The sequence below is a fragment of the Novosphingobium sp. ERW19 genome, assembly GCF_012641315.1.
GTDB lineage: Bacteria > Pseudomonadota > Alphaproteobacteria > Sphingomonadales > Sphingomonadaceae > Novosphingobium.
In genome coordinates this window covers 252,242-271,579 of record NZ_JABAIC010000001.1, presented here as the reverse complement: position 1 = coordinate 271,579, position 19,338 = coordinate 252,242, and the positions used below count along the sequence as shown (strand labels likewise).

The window sequence follows — 19,338 nt, the reverse complement described above, 5'->3', positions numbered from 1 at the left end:
TTCAGGGCTGACGGGCCCGCTTCAGCATGTCCCAACTGTAGAGCCCGATCGCCGACCAGATCAGCGCGAAGCAGGCGAGCCTTGTGGTGTCGAGCGATTCGCCGAATACCGTCAGCCCGAGGATGAAGCTGAGCGTCGGTGACAGGAACTGGACGAAGCCCAGCGTCGAGAGCGGCAGGCTGCGCGCTGCCACGGCGAAGAGCAGCAACGGAATCGCCGTTGCCACGCCCGAGGCGATCAAGAGCGGCGTCTCCTGCCCGCCCATCAGCAGCGCTGAACCGGCTGGCGAGATGGCGCCCAACCAGACGATGACCAAAGCCGGCAGCACCAGCAGCATCGTTTCGATGGTGAGCCCCGGCACGGCGCCGACCGGCGCCTTCTTTCGCACGAAGCCGTAGAACGCAAACGTGAATGCCAGCGACAGCGCAACCGCCAGCGTATCCAGCGCACCGCCGAGCAGCAGGGCAATTCCCGCACCCGCCAGCGCCACTGCCGCCCACTGCACCCGCGACAGTCGCTCGCCGAGGAAGACCGTGCCAAGCACCACGTTGATCAGCGGATTTATGTAATAGCCAAGGCTCGTCGCCAGAACGTGTCCGTTGTTGATGGCGATCACGAAGATCAGCCAGTTCGACCCGATCAGCAGCGCGCTCAGCACCAGCAGGCCCAGAACATGGCCGCTGGTCAGCGCCGCCCTGACAGCAGGCCACTGCTTGCGAAAGCTGATGATCACGAAGCACACCGGCACCGTGAACAACACGCGCCACCCCACCAGTTCCAACGGCGGCACCGCGTGAAGCGCTCGAAAATAGAGCGGGAGCAAGCCCCACATCACATAAGCGGCCAGCGCGGCTGTGAGTCCCCGGCGCAAGGTGCTGGATTCGTTCATGCAGCGTCCCTGCCAGCAATGTTGGACTGGGCCAACCCCGGCTTGGCCGTCGTTTCATCGGCAACCGCAATCGCTTCACCGCAAAATTCAAATCTGACGCTCTGGTTGCTTTCCGTTCAGGTTGGCGGGCGTAAACCTTAACCAACGAAGCAACAGGACCAGACTCCAAACGGTGCGGGTCCTCAACGAAGTGAGGAGAACGATCATGTTCAACCTGAAGAATACCGCCCTGGCTCTGGTTGCCGCTTCAACCGTCGCTGCTGCCGTTCCGGCAAGCGCCGCAGTTCTTCCGCAGGCTCAGGCGAACACCGCTGTTGCCGCCCAGTGGAATGAAGGCTGGAATGGCGAGAGCTGGGAACATGGCCGTCGCGACCGTGACTGGCGCGGCGATCGCTACTATGGTCGTGGTTACGACCGCGACTACTACCGCGGCAACGACCGTCGCTATTACGGTGACCCTGTCTATCGCAACACTCGCGTCTGGCGCGGCAACGACGGCCGCTACTACTGCCGCCGTTCGAACGGCACGACCGGTCTCCTGATCGGTGGTGCAGCCGGCGCCCTGCTCGGCCGTGAAGTTGCCGGTGACTATGGTGACCGCACTCTCGGCGCGATCCTCGGTGCCGCCGGCGGCGCCCTGCTCGGCCGCGAGGTTGACCGTGGTGGCTCGCGCTGCCGTTAAGTCAGGCCTTCTGAGGAATTGACCGTCCTTCGGGTCGCACTGAAAGGTCGGCAAGGGAGCGCTCCGCAGATGTCGGGCGCTCCCTTTTTCTTAACCAGGCCGCGCTAATTCAACGCCATGCGCAGCCTTGGCCTCGTTCTGACACTCATTCTCGCGGCCTGCAGTTCTGCGCCGGTCGAGCAGGACAAGACGCCGCTCGACCCTGTGATGACCGAGGCGCTCGAAGGGCAACTGATGGTCGATCCCGACCTCAGCCAGCAGAACATGCGCAATCTCGCAATCGTGCCCGGTGGCCCGATCGACCCGGCCCTGCCGCTCCCCGATCCGCAAAGCTGAAATCTACTCGCTGCGCAGACCCACGCCGATGCTCGCGCGTGGCTGGTCCATCTCGCTCGAGGCGACCGGATAGGCGCAATAGTCCGCCGCGTAATAGGCGCTCGGCCGGTGATTGCCCGAAAGTCCGACGCCGCCGAACGGCGCGGCAGACGACGCCCCGTTGGTCGGCCGGTTCCAGTTGACCACGCCCGCCCGGATATTGGCCCAGAAGCGGTTGTAATCCTGCGGACTGCCGCCGATCAGCGAGGCCGAGAGACCAAACCGTGTGTTGTTCGCCTCGGCAATCGCCTCGTCGAAATCGTCGACCTTCACCACCTGCAGCAGCGGGCCGAACAGTTCCACGTCAGGCCGCTCCGCCATACCTGTCACGTCGATGATCGCCGGGCTCAGAAAAGGCAGACCCTCTTGCAGCCGGACCAAGTGCTTGATCGGCCGACCGCCGGACGACAGCAGGTAGACGAAGCTCTCGGTCAGCCCGTCCGCCGTGCGGTTGTCGATCACCGGGCCCATGAATGGCGCCGGCTCGTCAAACGGCGCGCCGACGATGATCCGGTCGGCCAGATGCTTCACCTGGCTCACCACCTCGTCGTACATCGAGGACTTGACGATCAGGCGCCGCCCGGCCGTGCAGCGCTGCCCGGCGCTGGTGAATGCCGATTGCACGATCAGCGTCGCGGTATCTTCGATCTTGGGCGTATCCCACACCACGATCGGGTTGTTGCCGCCCATCTCCAGCGCCACGATCTTGCCGGGGTTGGAGGCCAGCTTGCGGTTGATCGCGATGCCGGCGTGGGCAGAGCCGGTGAACAGCACGCCGTCGATCCCGTCATGGGCGACCAGCGCCTGCCCCTCGGCCGGACCGCCGATCAGCACCTGCACCACTGCCGCCGATATACCGGCCCGGTGGAAGCACTGCGCCAGCAGTTCACCCGTCGCCGGGGTCTTCTCCGAAGGCTTGAACACCACGGCATTGCCCGCAATCAGCGCCGGCACGATGTGGCCGTTGGGCAGGTGTGCTGGGAAGTTGTAGGGGCCCAGCACCGCCAACACGCCATGCGGCTTATGCCGCAGCGCCGCGGTGCCCTGCAGCGCGCTGTCCAGCTTGCGCTGCGACGTGCGGTCGGCATAGGCACGGATCGAGATCTCGACCTTGTTGACGACGCTCTCGACCTCGGTGCGCGCTTCCCACAAGGGCTTGCCCGTCTCGCGCGAGATCATCGTCGCCAGCTTGTCGGCGTCCTTGCGCACTTCGTTGGCGAAGCGGCGCACCAGCTCGATGCGCGTGGCCAGCGGCTGCGCTGCCCATGCCGGCCACGCCCTGCGTGCGCGCGCGACGACTTCTTCGACATCGCCGATCTTGCCGCGCCACACTTCGGCGCCGGTTGCTGGTTCAAATGAGACGATTTCGGCAGCTGCCACGGATTTGCCTGCTCTTCTTTTCGGTTCTTGCGCGAACGATGGGTCCTGATCCCGGACGTACCGTAACGCGGCGTTGGTTACCGATTAAACAAAATTCAGGGGCGGGACCACCCCCGCGTTTCGGAATTCACCCGGTCGAATGGCCCGCAGGTTCCGGCCTTGCGCCCATTGCCTCGCCCATGCGCCGCACGGCATCCACTTTGGCGAACAGGCTGGTCCAGTCGTCCTGCCCGGCAATCGGAGCCCAGATCGCCTCGACTTCATCGATCAGCATGGACTGCGGCGCTGCATCGGACCAGTACGGATGGCTACTGGCGGTTGCGACATAAGGCGCCAGAGCCGCCTTCAGCGCCTGCTCCTCGTCGCTCGCTCCGAATGGTCCGCGCCCGCCGCGATGGGCGAAGAAGAAGGCGTCCGGCCCAAGTCCCTGAACTGCCATCACCTTCTCGCAGGCCCCGATCAGCGCCGTATCTTCCTCCAGCCCGCGCTGTTCCACGCCGAGCCGCCACAGCCACCGCCGGGTCATGGCCTGCTGGTAAAGCTCGGGATAGCGGTTGAGCGCTTCGATCAGCGGCGGCGCTTCCACCAATGTCCGCAAAGCTATCGCCAACTGCCCGCAATTCCAGTGAATTGCCTCGGGCTGGCGGCCATAGGCATAGAGCCCCTGATGATCGAAGTAGGCCGCGGTAAAGCCCGGCTCCCATTTCGGCAACCAGCGCCACGGCCCATAGTCAAAGCTCTCGCCGGTCACGTTCATGTTGTCGGAATTGAGCACGCCATGGACGAAGCCCGCCACCATGTAGCTTGCCGCCATGTCCGCCATGCGCTCAATGACCTGGTTGAAGAAGCGTACCGCCGGATGGGGCGCATCCCCGTGCCAGCCTGGAAAGTTCGCCAGACAATAGGTCACAAGTTGCGCCATCTCGTCTTCGAGCTCCAGCGCCGCCAGCCGCTGGAACGTGCCGATGCGGATGTGCCCATGGCTCAGCCGCACCAGCACTGCCGACCGCGTGGGCGAGGGCTCGTCTCCGCGATAAAGCGATTCGCCGGTCTCGATCACCGAAAGCGTGCGGCTGGTGTTCACGCCCAGCGCCTCGAGCATTTCGGTCGCCAGAATCTCGCGCACTGCGCCCTTCAGCGTCAGCCGTCCATCGCCCGCACGGCTCCACGGCGTCTGCCCTGACCCCTTGGTGCCAAGGTCCATCTGCCGCCCATCGCCATCGAGCATCTGCGCAAAGGTAAAGCCGCGCCCGTCGCCAAGGTCGGGGTTGTAAACGCGGAACTGGTGCCCGTGATAGCGCAGCGCCAGCGGTCCCGGCATGTTGCCATCCAGCGGCGTGAACCGCCCGAAATGCTCCACCCATTCCTCGTCGCTCAGCCCGGCCAGCCCGATCTCGGCCGCCGCCCTGTCATTGCGCCAGCGCAGGCGGGTTTCGGGAAAGTCCGCCGCCTTCACCGGATCGCCGATCCAGTCGGCCAAAGCCATGATGCGGGGTGAGGGGCGATAGATCGCGTCTTGCGGGAGCGCCTGCATCCGGCAATAGTGGGCATGACCAGGCCTGCCCGCAAGCAGGCACCCCCGATTTCACGCGGAATACCAGACGAAATGGCCGAATACGAAGATCGCTTCTGGACCAGCAGCGACGGATTGCGCCTGCATTTTCGCTACTTTGACGGCGATTCCGCCAAGCCCCCGGTGATCTGCCTGCCGGGCCTGACCCGCAACGCCCGCGATTTCGAAGACCTTGCCGCTCGCCTTGCCGGCACCTGGCGCGTCCTCTGCCCGGAAATGCGCGGCCGGGGTGACAGCGATTATGCCAAGGACCCGATGACCTACACGCCCATGCACTATCTGCAGGACGTCGAGGCGCTGCTGGCGCAGGAAGGGATTGAGCGTTTCGTTTCCATCGGCACCTCGCTTGGTGGCTTGCTCACCATGCTGCTGGCCGTGTCCAACCCGCAGCGCATCGCCGCCGCCGTGCTCAACGACGTCGGCCCCGAGGTTTCCGAGAAAGGTCTCGAACGCATTCGCGGCTATGTCGGGCAGGGGCGCAATTTCGAAACCTGGATGCACGCCGCCCGCGCGCTTCAGGAAAGCAGCGGCGATGTCTACCCCGATTGGGACATCACCCAATGGCTGCGCTACGCCAAGCGCATCATGGTCCTTGGCACCGGCGGGCGCATCGCCTTTGATTATGACATGAAGATTGCCGAGCCGTTCGAGGCCCCGGCAGGCGCAACCCCGCAAGTTGATATGTGGCCGCTGTTCGACGCACTCGCCACCCGCCCGCTCCTGATCTTGCGCGGTGAAAATTCCGACATTCTCGAACCCGCGACTGCGCAAAAGATGGCGAGCCGCCCCGGCGTCGAACTCATCACGCTGCCGCGCATCGGCCACGCTCCCACGCTGGACGAACCGGAAAGCGTCGCCGCAATCGGGCGCCTTCTGGCCCGGGCATGAGCCGCCCACCGGTCAAAGGCCCCCTGAAACTGCTCCACCTGCATTCGACGTTCGATGCCGGCGGCAAGGAACGGCGTGCCGTCGCGCTTATGAACCGCTGGGGGAAGGGGCGGAAGGACCGGGCGATCGAGCATCACATCGTCTCGGCCCAGCCCGGCGCCATGGGTGCCAGGGCCCTGATCGACGCGAAGGTGTCGGCATTCTTCCCGTTCGGCTTTCCGCCGCTCGCCGGCAAGCTCGGCGTTGGCCGCTTGCGCCAGCTTGCCCGGGCGATGCAGGGCTTTGACCTGATCCTGACCTACAACTGGGGCGCGATGGACGCCTGCATGGCCCACGCCGTGTTCGCCCCCACCATGGACCTTCCTCCCCTGATCCATCACGAGGATGGCTTCAATGCCGATGAGGCCGATGGCCTAAAGACCAGCCGCAACTGGTATCGTCGCGTCGCGCTTGCCCGTGCCAGCGCGCTGATGGTCCCTTCGCGCCAGCTTGAGGACATTGCGCTCACCGTCTGGCACCAGCCGCGCAGCCGCGTTCGGCGCATCGCCAATGGCATCGACACCGGTCTCTACGCGCGCAAGCCCAAGCCCGACCTGCTGCCCCGCGTGGTCAAGCGCCCCGGCGAGAAGTGGCTTGGCACGCTCGCTGGCCTGCGCGCGGTCAAGAACCTGCCGCGCATGGTCCGCGCGATGAAGGACCTGCCGCCCGAATGGCACCTCGTCATCCTCGGCGAAGGCCCGGAACGCGAAGCGATCACTGCCGAGGCGATCCGCCTTGAGCTTGGTCATCGCGTCCATCTGCCCGGCCACGTCGCTGACCCTTCGCTCGCCGTCGGCCTGTTCGATCTCTTTGCGCTTTCGTCCGACAGCGAGCAGGCGCCGCTGTCGGTGATCGAGGCGATGGCCGCCGGGCTTGCCGTTGCCAGCCCGGCCGTGGGCGATGTTGCCGAGATGGTGTCGGAACCCAACCGGCCCTACATCGCCTCTGCGGGCGACGAGGAAGCCTTCGCCCAGGCCATCATCGCACTCGCCGCCGATGAATCCCTCCGCCGCGCCATCGGCAAGGCCAATCGCGATCGCGCTCGGGCCGAATTCGACGAGGCGGTCATGGCCGGCCACCATGCGCAAGTCTACGCGCAGACCCTCGGCCTTGATGTCTTCCCGTGAACCGCACCTTGGCACTCGCCTTCATGCAGGGTTCACGCGCGTCGCGGCAGGTGGGCGGGAACAATCAATTCCGTTGAAAAGGCGGACCCATCCGCTAAACACCGCGCCAGACACACGCTAGCAAACGTCAACCAATTCCCGAAAGCGCTGCCTTGGCTCTCCGTCCTGATAGTCCGCAATCCCATTCCAACCAGCTCGCCGAACGCTCGGCCGGGCAGGGCGATGCCTTCCTGCGCGAAGTGGACGATGCCCTGCGCGAAGATCAGGTCTACACCGCGATCCAGAAGTACGGAAAGCCGGTCGGCGCGCTGATCGTGGCCGGCCTGCTCGGTCTGGGCGGTTATCTCTGGTATGAAAACCACAGCAACGCCAAGGCTGCCGAACAGGGCGAAGTGCTGACCAAGGCGCTCGACAGTCTGGAAGTGCGCAACCTCAAGGCCGCGACCGATGCGGTAGCCCCCCTCGCTGCCGAAGGGACCGATGGTTATCGCGCCACGGCAAAGATGCTGGCGGCTGGCGTCCTGTCCGAACAGGGCAAGAATGCCGAGGCGGCCAAGGCTTTCGCTGCCATCGCCGCTGATGCCGAGATTCCGCAAGCCTATCGTGATCTCGCCACGATCCGCGAAATCTCGCTGACCTTCGACCAGCTCGGCCCGGACAAGGTGGTTGAGCGTCTGAAGCCCCTTGCCGTTCCCGGCAACGCCTGGTTCGGCAGCGCGGGCGAACTCGTCGGCATGGCCTACGTCAAGCAGGGCAAGAATGACCTTGCCGGCGCCATGTTCGCGCAGATCGCCAAGGACAAGACCGTGCCTGATACTTTGCGCCGCCGCACGCGCCAGATGGCCGGGTTGCTCGGGGTGGATGCCGTGGAAGATCCCGGCACCGCCACGATCGTGCAGAGCGCGCAATAAGTTTTGAGGATGCATCCGATGACGCCGAAACCCACTTTCCGCCGCGCTTCGCTGACCAGCGTGGTGGTTCTTGCGCTCGCTCTTGGCGGCTGCGGCGTCTTCAAGAAGGGCGTGAAGACCACGCCGACGGTCGGCTCGCGCCAGCCGATCCTCTCGAAGATCGATGCCGGCACCAAGGTCGATGATTCGATCTCGCTGATGACGGTCGTCCTTCCCGCTGCGGAAGTGAACACCGAATTCGCGCAAGGTGGCGGCAACGCCTCGAAGTCCTATGGCCACGCTGCCCTCGCGGAATCGCCCTCGCGCGCCTTCAGCGTCTCGATCAAGGGCTCGAACGCCCGCCAGCGCCTTGCTGCGTCTCCGGTCGTCGGCGGCGGCAAGCTCTTCGCGATGGACACGGACGGCACCGTCCACGCCTTTGACGCAAGCACCGGCGCCCGCGTTTGGGACACCTCGGTCCGCGCCGAAAAGCAGAATGCCGGGTCGACCTTCGGCGGCGGCGCATCCTACGACGATGGCAAGGTCTATGTCACCAACGGCGTTGGTGAAGTCGCCTCGCTCGATGCAGGCTCCGGCGAGATCAAGTGGCGCGTGAAGCCCGCTGGACCGCTGCGCGGCTCGCCCACCGTCGCCTTCGGGCAGGTCATGGTGATGAGCCAGGACAACCAGCTCTTTGCCCTCAATGAAGCCGATGGCGCGGTGCTGTGGAGCGAAAGCGCCTCGGTCGGCCAGACCAACGTCTTCGGCGTTGCTTCGCCGGCTGCAGGGCAGGGCACCATCGTCGCCGGTTTCTCCTCCGGCGAACTCGTCGCCTATCGCTATGAGAACGGTCGCCAGCTCTGGGCCGACGCTTTGGCGCGGACTTCGATCGCCACGTCCGTCTCGACCCTGACCGACATCGACGCCGATCCGATCATCGAACGCGGCCGCGTCTATGCGCTCGGGCAGGGCGGACGCATGGCCGCCTATGAACTCGTCACCGGCCAGCGCATCTGGGAACTCAACCTCGCCGGCATCTCTACCCCCGCCATCGCCGGGGACTGGATCTTCGCGCTGACCGACGAGGCCAAGCTGCTGTGCATCGCCAAGTCGAGCGGCAAGGTGCGCTGGATGACGCAGCTTCAGCGCTACAAGAACGAGAAGAAGAAGAAGAACCAGATCCTCTGGACCGGCCCGATCCTCGCCGGCAACAACCTGTGGATCGCCAACTCGCGCGGCGAAGTCCTGCGCGCTTCGGTAACCGACGGCACGGTGAGCGAATTCACCAAGGTCGGCTCCAGCGTCACGCTCGCCCCGATCGTGGCGAACCAGACGCTCTACATCCTCGACGATGGCGGCAAGATCACCGCTTTCCGCTGATCCTGCTCCCCTCCCACAGGCGGGAGGGGTTGGGGGTGGGCCTGTTCAAGGCATCAGGCGCGCCATCACAACCATATCCTAACCCTTTGATGCGAATGACGGGTGCATGAGCGCTCGTCCGGCCCCGCCTCCGTCAGACGTCTCCGCAGGCACCGGCCTTGCCGGGGTCATCGGCCTTGCGCTGTGGGTGCTCACCTGCCGCTTCTGGCCGCAAATCGTCACCACCCTCGGCCTTTCCGCCCCCGCCGAAGTCATGGACGGCCCTTCCGCAGCGCTCGCCGCCCTGCTGTTCTCGGGCAGCGCCATGGTCGGCTACGCGCTGCTGGTGGAGAAGGTCCACCTGCGCCCGTCGACCGGCATAGACTGGTCCTCGCCCCGTCCCTTGCGCGAAGTGATCGACATCTCGATCACCAAGATCGCAGGACTCTGGATCACATGGGCCGTCATCGCCTTCGCCTACTGCAACGCCCGCTGGTACTGGCGCGGACAATACGTCTTCGCGATGGAAGTGCTGGAAACAGCCGCGCCCTTCCTGTTCCTCGGCGCCATCCCTTATGTCCTCTGGCTCGACCGGGTTCTCGTCAACCCGCGCGATGCATCGTGGCACTTCGGCGCCATGCTCATCGGACGTGAGCCGTGGGAGCCTGCCGAGGTGAAGCGCCACGCTCTCGCATGGCTGGTCAAGGGCTTCTTCTGCGCCTTCATGATCTCGATCGTCCCCGGCGGTTTTGCCGCGGTCATCCATTTCGACTGGGCTTCCGTCCTCCACGATCCCGTCGCGCTCGGCACGCTGCTGATCGAGACGATGTTCATGATCGACGTGCAGATCGCGATGGTCGGCTACCTCGTCACGATGAAACCGCTCGACGCGCAGATCCGCACCGCCAACCCGCACCTTTCGGCCTGGGTCGCGGCGCTGATCTGCTACCCGCCGTTCATCCTCATGGGCGATGGCGACGTGCTGGATTATCGCCACAACGGCGCGGAGTGGGCCTACTGGCTCCAAGGCCAGACCGGCCTGCTCTGGCTTTGGGCGGGAGCGCTGGTGTTCCTCACCGCCGTCTATGCCTGGGCTACCGTCGCCTTCGGCCTGCGCTTCTCGAACCTCACCTATCGCGGCGTGCTGACCAACGGCCCCTACCGCTATACCCGCCACCCGGCCTACCTGTCCAAGAACGCCTACTGGTGGCTCGCCTCGCTGCCGTTCCTCACCACCAGCGGCTCGATGGTCGATGCGATCCGCAACACCGTTATCCTCGCGCTGGTCAGCGCGGTCTACTATTGGCGCGCCCGTACCGAGGAAAAGCATCTTCTCGCCGAAGACGCCAAGTATCGCGAATACCACGCATGGATGGCCGAATACGGCCTGATCACCGCGGCCATGCGCAGGCTCACCCGCGCCGTCACCCCGCGCCGACCGGTCGCCCAGCCGGCCGAATAGCCCTCAGACTTCCGCGCCTTCGTCGGTCTCGAACACGCGGATCTTGCGGTCGAACAACCCCAGCGTCGCACGCTCCTGCGCCCAAACCTTCATGTGCTCGGCTTGAAAGTGCGCCTTCAGCGCCGCCATGTCGCGCCACTTCTCGGCAATGTGGATCAGCTCGGGATCGAGCACGTCCTGCCCATAGGCATACTGGATGCAGCCATCTTCCTTGAGCGTCGCCGCGATGACCTTGGCCATCATCGGCTTGATCGGCTCGATGTTCTCCACCGGAACGCGGACAGTGCCCATAACGATGATCATCAGAAGCTCTTCTCGCCATAGATGCGCGAAAGGTCGCCGCCCCATTCGCCGTGGTACAGGTCCAGCAGGCGCTCAGCCGGAGTCTTGCCCGAAGACACGATCTCGTCGAGCGGCTGGAGATAGCCGGTCTCGTTGTCGCCCGCCTCGTTCAGCTGCGCCCGTGCAGCCAGGCCCGAGCGCGAGATCGCCAGCACTTCGGCCGCCACATCGCGCAATTTGCCTCCACCCGGCAGCGTCGCATCCAGCCCGAGCTTCGGCACTTCGGCACGCAGGCGCTCGCGCTCGTCCATGTCCCAGCCCTTGACCAGGTCCCACGCCGCATCCAGCGCACCCTGATCGTAGAGCAGGCCGACCCATAGCGCCGGCAGCGCACAGATCCGGCTCCACGGCCCGCCATCGGCCCCGCGCATCTCAAGGAACGACTTGAGCCGTACTTCGGGGAAGGCGGTGGAAAGGTGGTCGTTCCAGTCCGACAGCGTCGGCTTCTCGCCGGGCAGCACCGAAAGCTTGCCTTCCAGGAAATCGCGGAACGACAAGCCTGCTGCGTCGATATACTTGCCATCGCGGAACACGAAATACATCGGCACGTCGAGCATGTACTCGACATAGCGCTCGTACCCGAAGCCCTCCTCGAACACGAACGAAAGCATCCCGGTGCGCGCAGGGTCCGTATCGGTCCAGATATGGCTGCGATAGGACAGGAACCCGTTGGGCTTGCCCTCAAGGAACGGCGAATTGGCGAACAGCGCTGTCGCCAGAGGCTGCAGCGCAAGGCTGACGCGGAACTTCTGCACCATGTCCGCCTCGCTTGAATAATCGAGGTTGGTCTGGATGGTGCACGTCCGCAGCATCATGTCGAGGCCCATCGTCCCCACGCGCGGCATATGCCGCAGCATGATGTCGTAGCGGCCCTTGGGCATGATCGGCAGCTCTTCGCGAGTCTTGTCCGGCCACAGCCCCATGCCAAGGTAGGCCAGGCCCAGCTTGTCACCGATCGTCTTGACCTGCGCAAGATGCCGCCCGGTTTCCGCACAGGTCTGGTGCAGGTTCACCAGCGGCGCGCCCGAAAGCTCCAGCTGTCCGGCAGGCTCCAGGCTCACCGCTCCGTCCGGCCCGGACATGGCGATGACGTTGCCGCCCTCGATGATCGGCTCCCAACCGTACTCGGTCAGCGCGTTCAGCAGGTCGCGAATGCCGCCTTGCTCATCGTACGATGGCGCCGCGCGGTCGGCTGTGCGGTAGACGAACTTCTCGTGCTCAGTGCCGATCCGCCAGTTTTCCTTGGGCTTTTCGCCCTTCTGCATCGGCACCACGAGCATGTCGCGGCTTTCGATGACGGGATCGTTGCTATTTGAAACTTGCCGCGTGCTCATGCCCGCATCCGTTAATGGCCGGGACAGGTTTTAGCCAGCCAAATTGTAGCACGTCACCTGCAAGGCAATGTTGCTGTTAGCGAAGGAATGGGCCTAGCCGAACCAATCGCCCTGCATCCCCATCCACAGCGCTGTCCCGGCAATCGCCGCCGTCTCCGCCCGCAGGATGCGCGGTCCCAGCGAAAGCGCCACCGCCGCCGGATGCGCCCGCACCAGCGCCCGCTCAGTCTCGTCGAACCCGCCCTCCGGTCCGATCAGCAGCGCTGCCGGCCCACTGTGGATCGAAAACGCCACCGCTGCCGGCATCCCGCCGTTCTCGTCAGCAAAGAACAGCGTGCGTTCCTCCGGCCACTCGCGCAGCAGATGCTCGAGCTTCATCGTCTCGCCAAGGTCGGGCAAGGCCGTGCGGGCGCACTGCTCGGCCGCCTCGGTCATGATCGTCAGCGCGCGGTCCGGATTCAGCTTGTCTGCCACGCAGCGCCTGGTCACCACCGGCACGATCTTCGCCGCGCCGAGTTCGGTTGCCTTTTCCAGCACCAGATCGAAGTTCGGCTTCTTCAGCAAGGCGGCGCAGAGCCAGAAATCGGGCACCTCCTCGCGCTCGCGCAGGCGCTTCTCGATCTCGACAACAACCTCGCGTTTGCCCGCATCGGTCACGCGCGCCACCCACTCACCGGTGCGATTGTCGCAAACGATCACGGCATCGCCAGCGCCCACGCGCATCACCTTGCCCAGATAATGCGCCTGTTGCCCCTCGATCGGCAGTCGCAATCCCTCGCTCAACGTCGTATCGACGAACAGCCGCGGCGCGGATTTTGGTGGCCAGGCAGGAGTCGCGATCATCCCAACCGCCTAGCGCGGATATTGCCTTTCGTTAAGAGTCTGTAATGTGACTTCCACCGCTTCCGAAACAATCGTCCCCGATAGCGAGCACAAGGGCTTGGTCGCCAGCTTGCCGCAGCCGTGGCGCAACCTTGCCTTGCTGGCGAGGTTCGACCGGCCGATCGGCTGGTGGCTGCTGTTCTGGCCCTGCGCCTGGGGCCTGTTCCTTGGCGGCGGCACAGCGCGCTGGGGCATCCTCGCGTGGATGCTGCTTGGCGCCATCGCCATGCGTGGGGCAGGGTGCGTCTACAACGATATCGTCGATGCCGATCTCGATGCCCGCGTTGCGCGCACCGCCGCCCGGCCCATCGCCAGCGGCGCAACCAGCAAACGCACGGCATGGATATGGCTGCTTACGCTTTGCGCTGTCGGCCTCCTCGTCCTGTTGCAACTGCGCTGGGAAGCGCAAGTCGTGGCACTTGGCAGCCTGGCGCTCGTCGCGGCCTATCCCTTCATGAAGCGCATCACCGGCTGGCCACAGGCGTGGCTCGGCCTCGTCTTTACGTGGGGCGCACCAGTCGGCTGGGTCGAGGCCACCGGCTTTGAACGCCTTGCCCCTCTGGCTGCGCTCTACGCCGGGTGCTGGGCGTGGTGCATGGCCTATGACACGATTTACGCCCTGCAGGATCGCGAGGACGATGCCATGGTCGGCATCGGGTCCTCCGCGCTGTCGTTCGGGCGCCACGTTCGTGCAGGCGTCGGGGCGCTCTATGCGCTGGCCTTGCTGTGCTGGGCTGCTGCCATCTGGCAGGTTCGCGCCGATCCGCTGGCACTGCTTGCGCTGGCGCCGGTTGCCCTTCACCTCCTGTGGCAGGTCGCCACCCTCAAGGAAGACGGTGCGGACCCGCTGGTCAAGTTCCGTTCGAATCGCTTTGCCGGCTTGCTGATGGCTGCGGCGGCCTACGTCGTCGGTGCGGCCTGAGGGCCGAACAACCGCTCGTGTCGCGCCTCGATCGCGGGCCACAGGTCAGCCGCTTCGGGCACGTCGATCAGGAAAAGCTCGCGCAAAGTGCTGACCAGTTCCCCGGCGGAACCCAGTTCACGCCGCTCTTCGCCATGCGCCCCCACAACCGTCAGCACCTTGCCCCTGAGCATCAGGTAATTGCCTGCAAGCCGCCTCTGCACGGTCAGGTTCTGCACGAACACGGATGCAGGATCAGTGGCCTGCCAATGGCATAGGGCCGAAAGCTGATCCTCATCCGCAGGTTGGGCGACGAAATCATACGACATCGCCGCCGTGCCAAGGCTGACGGAGACCCGCCACATCGCGTCATCGGTGCGGCCGAGCGACACTGGCAGCGGATCATGCAGCCACTGTCCCTGTTCAAGCGGCACGGGCGCGCCAAGCCAGCTTCCGAACCCGGCATCGACCAGCTTCGGTCCATCGCACTGCACCAGCAGGCACAGGTGCGAACCAATTGATTCGTCCCCCCGCAGCTGCCGCATTACACCCGCGCTCATCCGCATCACGTCGAAGCCGATCGCCGCCAATGCCGCGCCCAGCACGCCGTTGTGCTCGTAGCACCAGCCCCCGCGCCGCCCTTCGACCAGCTTGGCAAAGGCCGCATCCGGATCGGTCGTCAGCCTGCGGCCAAGCTGCACGTCGATGTTCTCGAACGGAATCGCCTGAACGTGCGCCCGAACGAGCGCGTCGAGTGTCGCCAGGTCGGCCGCCACCGGCGCCGACAAGCCGATCCGCGCCAGGTAGGCCGCAAGCTGCGCAGGAGAGAGCGGTTCAACCGCCATAGCTGACCACTTCGAACTCGATCCCGTCCCAGTCGTAGAAATAGAACCGCCGGCCCGGCTCATAGTCCGCATGATTGAACGGTTCGAGCCCTGCTGCAATCACGATCTGCTCGGCTGCGGCAAGGTCATCCACTTCAATGCCCACGTGCTGCAGCGGCATGCCTTTGGAGAATCGCGTCGAGACTCCACCGGGCGGGGTGTAGAACACGATGTACTGGTCCTCGGTGCCCAAATGGATCGAGAAGCCATCGTCGATTGCCGGGCCGCGCCAGCGTTCGTGCCACCCGCAAAGCTTGGTGAAGAAGGCGGCCGAGCGCTCGGCATCGCTGACGGAGATGTTGACGTGTTCAAGGCGGGCAAAGGGCATCGTCGGGGTCCTTTCGGGAGCTTTCGTCGAATCGATGCTTGTGAATCTGCAACCTCAAGCTAACTTGAGGTCAAGCGGAAAGCGTGGAGTCGCAGAACCTTGGCCATTACCCGCAACGATCTGATCCCGATCGGCACGCTCGCGCGCCGCACGGGCCTCGCGGTCAGCGCGATCCGCTACTACGAGGATCGCGGGCTGGTCACCTCGATCCGCACGGGCGGAAACCAGCGCCGTTTCCTGCGCTCCGATATCCGCCGGTTGAGCTTCGTGCAGATTGCCCAGAAGCTGGGCTTGGGGCTCGCCGAAATCGAGCGCGAGCTTGCCGCTCTGCCGCAGGGACGCACCCCCAACGTGCTTGATTGGCAACGCATAAGCCGTTCGCTGCGCAAGGAAATCGACAGCCGTATCCAGCTGCTCACCCGCACCCGCAACAAGCTCGACGAATGCATCGGCTGCGGCTGCCTCAGCCTCGAACGCTGCCAACTCTACAACAAGGACGATCGCGCTGCGGCTGGCGGTTCCGGCCCGCGGTACGTGCTGGATTAGCTTGCGTTTTCAAGCAGTTCCACGGCCCCGCCCAGGTCCACGCTGACAAGGCGCGAGACGCCGCGTTCCACCATCGTCACGCCGAACAGGCGATGCATGCGGCTCATCGTCACGGCATTGTGGGTGACGATCAGGTAGCGGGTCCGCGTTTCCTGCACCATTGCATCAAGCAGGTCGCAGAACCGCTCGATGTTGGCATCGTCCAATGGCGCGTCCACTTCGTCGAGCACGCAGATCGGGGCGGGGTTCGTGAGAAACAGCGCGAAGATGAGGGCGACCGCCGTCAGCGCTTGTTCGCCGCCGGACAGAAGAGTCAACGATTGCAGGCGTTTGCCGGGTGGCTGGGCGAAGATTTCGAGGCCGGCTTCAAGCGGATCGTCGCTGTCCACCAGTGCCAGATGCGCCTCGCCACCGCCGAACAAGCGGCTGAAAAGGCGGCGGAAATGGCCGTCGACCGCCTCGAAAGCCGCCCGCAGGCGCTCGCGCCCTTCGCGGTTGAGGCTGCCGATAGAGCCTCTAAGTCTATGAACTGCCTCGGTTAACTCCGCCTGCTCAGCCACCGAGGTGCCATGCTTGTCCTCGGCGTCCTTCAACTCGTCCGCCGCCACCAGATTCACCGGCCCGATCCGCTCCCGCTCCGCCGCCAGACGGTCCATCGCCGCCGACTCCTCGGTCGCAGCGGCAACCTCTGCTGATGCGAATGCGAACCGCTCGGGCAGAAGGGGGGGAGGGCACTGGAAGCGCTCGCCAGAAATGGCCGCCATCTCCTGTCGACGGGCATCTTCGTTCTCGGCGCGAGCGGACGCTCCGGCACGAGCCTCGCGGGCAGTGGCGAGTGTCTCGTTTGCGGCCGCGAGTGTGGCCTCTGTCTGCGAGAGTTGGCCTTCTGCCTCGGAGAGTTGCCGCTCTGCCTCGGAGAGTTGGAGAGTCAGCCGCGTGCGGATTCCCTCGCCCTGTTCGATCTCGGAAATCAGCCCCGCCGGCTTGGCGGCTGAGATCGCGCGCTCGGTCTCCAGCTCCTCGCGCCGCCCGGTCATCTCGGCCAAGCGCTTGGCAGCATCGCCCGCGCGGGCCTGCCAGGCGCGGATATCGCCCTTGAGACCCGCCAGCCGCTCCTTGCCCGCCGCGATCTGCTGTTCAAGCGCAGCCGATGCGGCGGTGGCGGATTGCAGGGTGACGCGCGCCGCATCGTTGCGCGCCCGCGCCGCCTCCAGCGCCGCCCGGCCTGCCGCCGGATCGGGCAGGGTGCTGCGCTTGTCCTCGGCCGCCGTGACTTCCGCTTGAGCTGCAAAGCGTTGATCCGAAAGCTCTTCCTGCGCCCGCGCCAGTTCCGCCTTGCGCTGTTCGAGCCGCGCCCGCGCCGCTTCTGCGGCATCCAAGGCCCGCAGCGCCATGCGCTCGGCATCGGCGGCGGCAGAGAGCGCGCGCTCCACTTGCGAAAGTTCGCCCTGCACTTCGGAAAGCGCGGCGCGAACCTCCTCCTGCGCGGCTTCGGCAGTCGAGACTGCTTGACGTCGCTCGGGCAGAAGCGCCTGCAGTTCAGCAAGCCGGTTCTCGGCCTCAAGCGCAGCGGCTTCGGCGGCACCTTCGCCCCGCGCGATGAAACCGTCCCAGCGGCGCAAGTGCCCGGCCTTTGTCACCAGCCATTGGCCGGGGGCAAGCGCCTGTCCCTCGTCGGCGTCGACCACGCGAACCAGGGCGAGGCGCGCTGACAGTTCAGGCGGGCACTGCGGGACATGATGGGCCAGCGAATCCACAAGCAGTTCAGGCACTTGCGCGCCGGTCCAGAAACGACCCTCCGCGGTTGGCGGGGCGGCGCCTACCGGAGCCGAGGCATCCCGCCCGAGCACTGCGGCCAAAGCGCGCTCATAGCCCGGCGCCGCGCGGGTTCCGGCGATGGCGGACTGTCCCAAGCCCTTGGCAGAGCGTGCTTTTTCCCGTGCGGCCTTGTCGCGTGTGAGTGCGTCTGCCTCCCGCTCGATTCCAGCAAGATCGGCGCGGGTTTGCGCCAGGGCATTGCTGGCAGCGTCACGACGGGCGGACAAGTCCTCGCGCTGGGCGGTAAGGTCTGCGCGGCGTTCTTCCGCAGTGGCGATGGCCTCGGCGGCAGCGGCGCGCTTTGCTTCCGCCTCGGCGATTTGCGCGGCGGGATCGGCCTCGCGGGCAAGGGCATCGGCCTGCTGGGTCAGCCGCGCAGCATCGGCATCAAGGCGTCCAAGTCTTTGTCGTGCCGCAGAAACTGCCGCTTCGGCCACGCGCCATTCGGCATCAATACCGGCTTGTTCAGCCACACGCTGGGCGAGGGCGACTTCGGCGGCGCGGGCAGCGCGATCGGCATCGTCGACCGCTGCGGCAAGCGTCGGGCGGCGTTCGCTATCTGCCGCAAGCGAACCCTCGGCTGCGGCAAGATCCTGCTCCAGCTTCGCCATCGCGGTGGCGGCATCCTCGGTCAGCCGATCGGCGCTGGCGCGGTCCTCCTCGATGCGGGTCAGCTGGCGTTCGATGTCCTTGACCCGCTGCTCGGCGGCTTCGAGCTGGGCGGTGAGCGAAGCCATGCGCTGGCCGTGGGCCGCGGCGTCCTGTCGCCGGTCGAACAGTTCGTCGCGCGCCTCGGCCAAGGCGGCGGCGGCCTTGTGCTGGGCTTTCTGCGCAGCTTGCGCGAGATCGGTAGCCTGCTTCACCGCGTCCTCGGCAGCGATGGCTTGCTTGCGCGCGGCATCGGCGGCAGCGGCGGCATCGCGCCAGCGGGCGAAGACGAGCCGGGCCTCGGCAAGGCGGATCTTCTCGCTGACGGCGCGATAACGCTCGGCCGCGCGGGCCTGCCGTCGGAGCGTACCGATCTGGCTTTCGAGGCCCGCCAGCATGTCTTCAAGCCGCGCCAGATTAGCCTCGGTCGCGCGCAATTTCTGCTCTGCATCGCGGCGACGGACGTGAAGCCCGGCGATGCCCGCCGCTTCTTCAAGCATCATGCGGCGTTCGGCGGGTTTGGCCGCGATCACCGCAGCGATGCGGCCCTGGCTGACCAGCGCCGGGCTGTGGGCTCCTGTGGCGGCGTCAGCAAAGACCAGCGCGACGTCCTTGGCGCGGACGTCCTTGCCGTTGACGCGATAGGCACTGCCGGCGCCGCGCTCGATCCGGCGGATGACTTCGAGTTCTGCGCCGAACGGGCCATCAGGATCGGTCTCGGCGGTAAGCAGGACTTCGGCAAAGGCGCGGGCCGGGCGCGTGGCTGTCCCGGCAAAGATCACGTCTTCCATGCCGCCGCCGCGCATGGACTTGGGCGAGCTTTCGCCCATCACCCAGCGGATGGCTTCGAGAAGGTTCGATTTGCCGCAGCCGTTGGGGCCGACAACGCCAGTTAGGCCGGGTTCGATGCGCAGTTCGGCAGGTTCGACGAAGCTCTTGAAACCGGAGAGTTTCAAGCGCTTGAATTGCACCGATCAGGCCCCCCGACCCG

At 65.5% G+C, this 19,338-nt stretch carries 18 protein-coding genes; 9 read left to right on the top strand and 9 right to left on the bottom strand.

The features are described from left to right. Position 1: 1 nt before the first annotated feature. Positions 2 to 889 carry an EamA family transporter RarD gene (rarD, locus tag HGI46_RS01325; protein ID WP_168902798.1) on the bottom strand — a complete coding sequence of 296 codons (888 nt, stop codon included), beginning with the start codon at positions 887 to 889 and terminating at the stop codon, positions 2 to 4. A 205-nt stretch (positions 890 to 1,094) separates the two neighbouring features. On the opposite strand from rarD, the gene HGI46_RS01320 reads away from it, so the two are divergent. After that, positions 1,095 to 1,571 (top strand): glycine zipper 2TM domain-containing protein, encoded by a 477-nt coding sequence (locus HGI46_RS01320; protein WP_168902797.1) that lies wholly within the window; start codon positions 1,095 to 1,097, stop codon positions 1,569 to 1,571. Between the two features lie 117 nt (positions 1,572 to 1,688). Continuing rightward, on the top strand, positions 1,689 to 1,907 hold the full coding sequence (locus HGI46_RS01315; protein ID WP_118072231.1) for a hypothetical protein: 219 nt from the start codon (positions 1,689 to 1,691) through the stop codon (positions 1,905 to 1,907). A gap of 3 nt (positions 1,908 to 1,910) precedes the next feature. Here HGI46_RS01315 and astD read toward each other — a convergent pair whose 3' ends face one another. Both astD and HGI46_RS01305 read right to left on the bottom strand, forming a co-directional pair. Next, entirely contained in the window at positions 1,911 to 3,326 is a 1,416-nt protein-coding gene (gene astD / locus HGI46_RS01310) for a succinylglutamate-semialdehyde dehydrogenase (protein WP_168902796.1), read from the bottom strand. A gap of 127 nt (positions 3,327 to 3,453) precedes the next feature. Next, positions 3,454 to 4,860 (bottom strand): protein adenylyltransferase SelO, encoded by a 1,407-nt coding sequence (locus HGI46_RS01305; protein WP_168902795.1) that lies wholly within the window; start codon positions 4,858 to 4,860, stop codon positions 3,454 to 3,456. A gap of 72 nt (positions 4,861 to 4,932) precedes the next feature. On the opposite strand from HGI46_RS01305, the gene HGI46_RS01300 reads away from it, so the two are divergent. The 5 genes from HGI46_RS01300 to HGI46_RS01280 all read left to right on the top strand — a co-directional run bounded on the left by HGI46_RS01300 (position 4,933) and on the right by HGI46_RS01280 (position 10,664). Continuing rightward, positions 4,933 to 5,787: an alpha/beta hydrolase gene (locus HGI46_RS01300; protein WP_168903098.1), complete on the top strand. Its 855-nt coding sequence runs from the start codon at positions 4,933 to 4,935 to the stop codon at positions 5,785 to 5,787. Beyond that, positions 5,784 to 6,953: a glycosyltransferase family 4 protein gene (locus HGI46_RS01295; protein ID WP_240946517.1), complete on the top strand. Its 1,170-nt coding sequence runs from the start codon at positions 5,784 to 5,786 to the stop codon at positions 6,951 to 6,953. The genes HGI46_RS01300 and HGI46_RS01295 overlap by 4 nt, the downstream gene beginning before the upstream one ends. A gap of 152 nt (positions 6,954 to 7,105) precedes the next feature. After that, complete coding sequence (locus tag HGI46_RS01290; RefSeq protein ID WP_168902794.1) at positions 7,106 to 7,864, top strand: tetratricopeptide repeat protein; 759 nt, start codon at positions 7,106 to 7,108, stop codon at positions 7,862 to 7,864. An 18-nt stretch (positions 7,865 to 7,882) separates the two neighbouring features. Beyond that, positions 7,883 to 9,223, top strand: coding sequence for a PQQ-binding-like beta-propeller repeat protein (locus HGI46_RS01285; RefSeq protein WP_168902793.1), 1,341 nt, complete (start codon positions 7,883 to 7,885; stop codon positions 9,221 to 9,223). A 106-nt stretch (positions 9,224 to 9,329) separates the two neighbouring features. Further along, on the top strand, positions 9,330 to 10,664 hold the full coding sequence (locus tag HGI46_RS01280) for an isoprenylcysteine carboxylmethyltransferase family protein (RefSeq protein WP_168902792.1): 1,335 nt from the start codon (positions 9,330 to 9,332) through the stop codon (positions 10,662 to 10,664). 3 nt (positions 10,665 to 10,667) lie between these two features. On the opposite strand, the gene HGI46_RS01275 is transcribed toward HGI46_RS01280, so the two are convergent. The 3 genes from HGI46_RS01275 to HGI46_RS01265 all read right to left on the bottom strand — a co-directional run bounded on the left by HGI46_RS01275 (position 10,668) and on the right by HGI46_RS01265 (position 13,183). Next, positions 10,668 to 10,967, bottom strand: coding sequence for a putative quinol monooxygenase (locus tag HGI46_RS01275; RefSeq protein WP_168902791.1), 300 nt, complete (start codon positions 10,965 to 10,967; stop codon positions 10,668 to 10,670). Beyond that, on the bottom strand, positions 10,967 to 12,340 hold the full coding sequence (locus HGI46_RS01270) for a glutamate--cysteine ligase (protein ID WP_168902790.1): 1,374 nt from the start codon (positions 12,338 to 12,340) through the stop codon (positions 10,967 to 10,969). The genes HGI46_RS01275 and HGI46_RS01270 overlap by 1 nt, the downstream gene beginning before the upstream one ends. A 93-nt stretch (positions 12,341 to 12,433) precedes the next feature. After that, the gene (locus tag HGI46_RS01265) at positions 12,434 to 13,183 is read right to left on the bottom strand and encodes a 16S rRNA (uracil(1498)-N(3))-methyltransferase (RefSeq protein WP_168902789.1); all 750 of its coding nucleotides are present in this window, start codon (positions 13,181 to 13,183) and stop codon (positions 12,434 to 12,436) included. 46 nt (positions 13,184 to 13,229) lie between these two features. Between HGI46_RS01265 and ubiA the strand changes: the two genes are divergently transcribed. Further along, complete coding sequence (gene ubiA / locus HGI46_RS01260; protein ID WP_118072222.1) at positions 13,230 to 14,144, top strand: 4-hydroxybenzoate octaprenyltransferase; 915 nt, start codon at positions 13,230 to 13,232, stop codon at positions 14,142 to 14,144. Here the strand turns inward: ubiA and HGI46_RS01255 are convergent. After that, on the bottom strand, positions 14,123 to 14,968 hold the full coding sequence (locus HGI46_RS01255; protein ID WP_168902788.1) for an arylamine N-acetyltransferase: 846 nt from the start codon (positions 14,966 to 14,968) through the stop codon (positions 14,123 to 14,125). The two genes, ubiA and HGI46_RS01255, sit on opposite strands and share 22 nt — an antisense overlap. Then, positions 14,958 to 15,335 carry a VOC family protein gene (locus tag HGI46_RS01250; protein ID WP_118072220.1) on the bottom strand — a complete coding sequence of 126 codons (378 nt, stop codon included), beginning with the start codon at positions 15,333 to 15,335 and terminating at the stop codon, positions 14,958 to 14,960. Before HGI46_RS01250 ends, HGI46_RS01255 begins: the two co-directional genes overlap by 11 nt. A gap of 105 nt (positions 15,336 to 15,440) precedes the next feature. On the opposite strand from HGI46_RS01250, the gene soxR reads away from it, so the two are divergent. Next, positions 15,441 to 15,881, top strand: coding sequence for a redox-sensitive transcriptional activator SoxR (gene soxR / locus HGI46_RS01245; RefSeq protein WP_168903096.1), 441 nt, complete (start codon positions 15,441 to 15,443; stop codon positions 15,879 to 15,881). On the opposite strand, the gene smc is transcribed toward soxR, so the two are convergent. Beyond that, positions 15,878 to 19,318 carry a chromosome segregation protein SMC gene (gene smc, locus HGI46_RS01240; RefSeq protein WP_168902787.1) on the bottom strand — a complete coding sequence of 1,147 codons (3,441 nt, stop codon included), beginning with the start codon at positions 19,316 to 19,318 and terminating at the stop codon, positions 15,878 to 15,880. The genes soxR and smc overlap by 4 nt on opposite strands. Positions 19,319 to 19,338 lie beyond the last annotated feature (20 nt).

Coding starts and splice junctions, on each gene's coding strand:
- HGI46_RS01285 (WP_168902793.1), top strand. CDS start 7,883: ATGACGCCGAAACCCACTTTCCGCCGCGCTTCGCTGACCAGCGTGGTG.
- HGI46_RS01265 (WP_168902789.1), bottom strand. CDS start 13,183: ATGATCGCGACTCCTGCCTGGCCACCAAAATCCGCGCCGCGGCTGTTC.
- rarD (WP_168902798.1), bottom strand. CDS start 889: ATGAACGAATCCAGCACCTTGCGCCGGGGACTCACAGCCGCGCTGGCC.
- HGI46_RS01320 (WP_168902797.1), top strand. CDS start 1,095: ATGTTCAACCTGAAGAATACCGCCCTGGCTCTGGTTGCCGCTTCAACC.
- HGI46_RS01280 (WP_168902792.1), top strand. CDS start 9,330: ATGAGCGCTCGTCCGGCCCCGCCTCCGTCAGACGTCTCCGCAGGCACC.
- HGI46_RS01250 (WP_118072220.1), bottom strand. CDS start 15,335: ATGCCCTTTGCCCGCCTTGAACACGTCAACATCTCCGTCAGCGATGCC.
- HGI46_RS01300 (WP_168903098.1), top strand. CDS start 4,933: ATGGCCGAATACGAAGATCGCTTCTGGACCAGCAGCGACGGATTGCGC.
- HGI46_RS01315 (WP_118072231.1), top strand. CDS start 1,689: ATGCGCAGCCTTGGCCTCGTTCTGACACTCATTCTCGCGGCCTGCAGT.
- HGI46_RS01255 (WP_168902788.1), bottom strand. CDS start 14,968: ATGGCGGTTGAACCGCTCTCTCCTGCGCAGCTTGCGGCCTACCTGGCG.
- HGI46_RS01275 (WP_168902791.1), bottom strand. CDS start 10,967: ATGATCATCGTTATGGGCACTGTCCGCGTTCCGGTGGAGAACATCGAG.
- HGI46_RS01305 (WP_168902795.1), bottom strand. CDS start 4,860: ATGCAGGCGCTCCCGCAAGACGCGATCTATCGCCCCTCACCCCGCATC.
- HGI46_RS01270 (WP_168902790.1), bottom strand. CDS start 12,340: ATGAGCACGCGGCAAGTTTCAAATAGCAACGATCCCGTCATCGAAAGC.
- HGI46_RS01295 (WP_240946517.1), top strand. CDS start 5,784: ATGAGCCGCCCACCGGTCAAAGGCCCCCTGAAACTGCTCCACCTGCAT.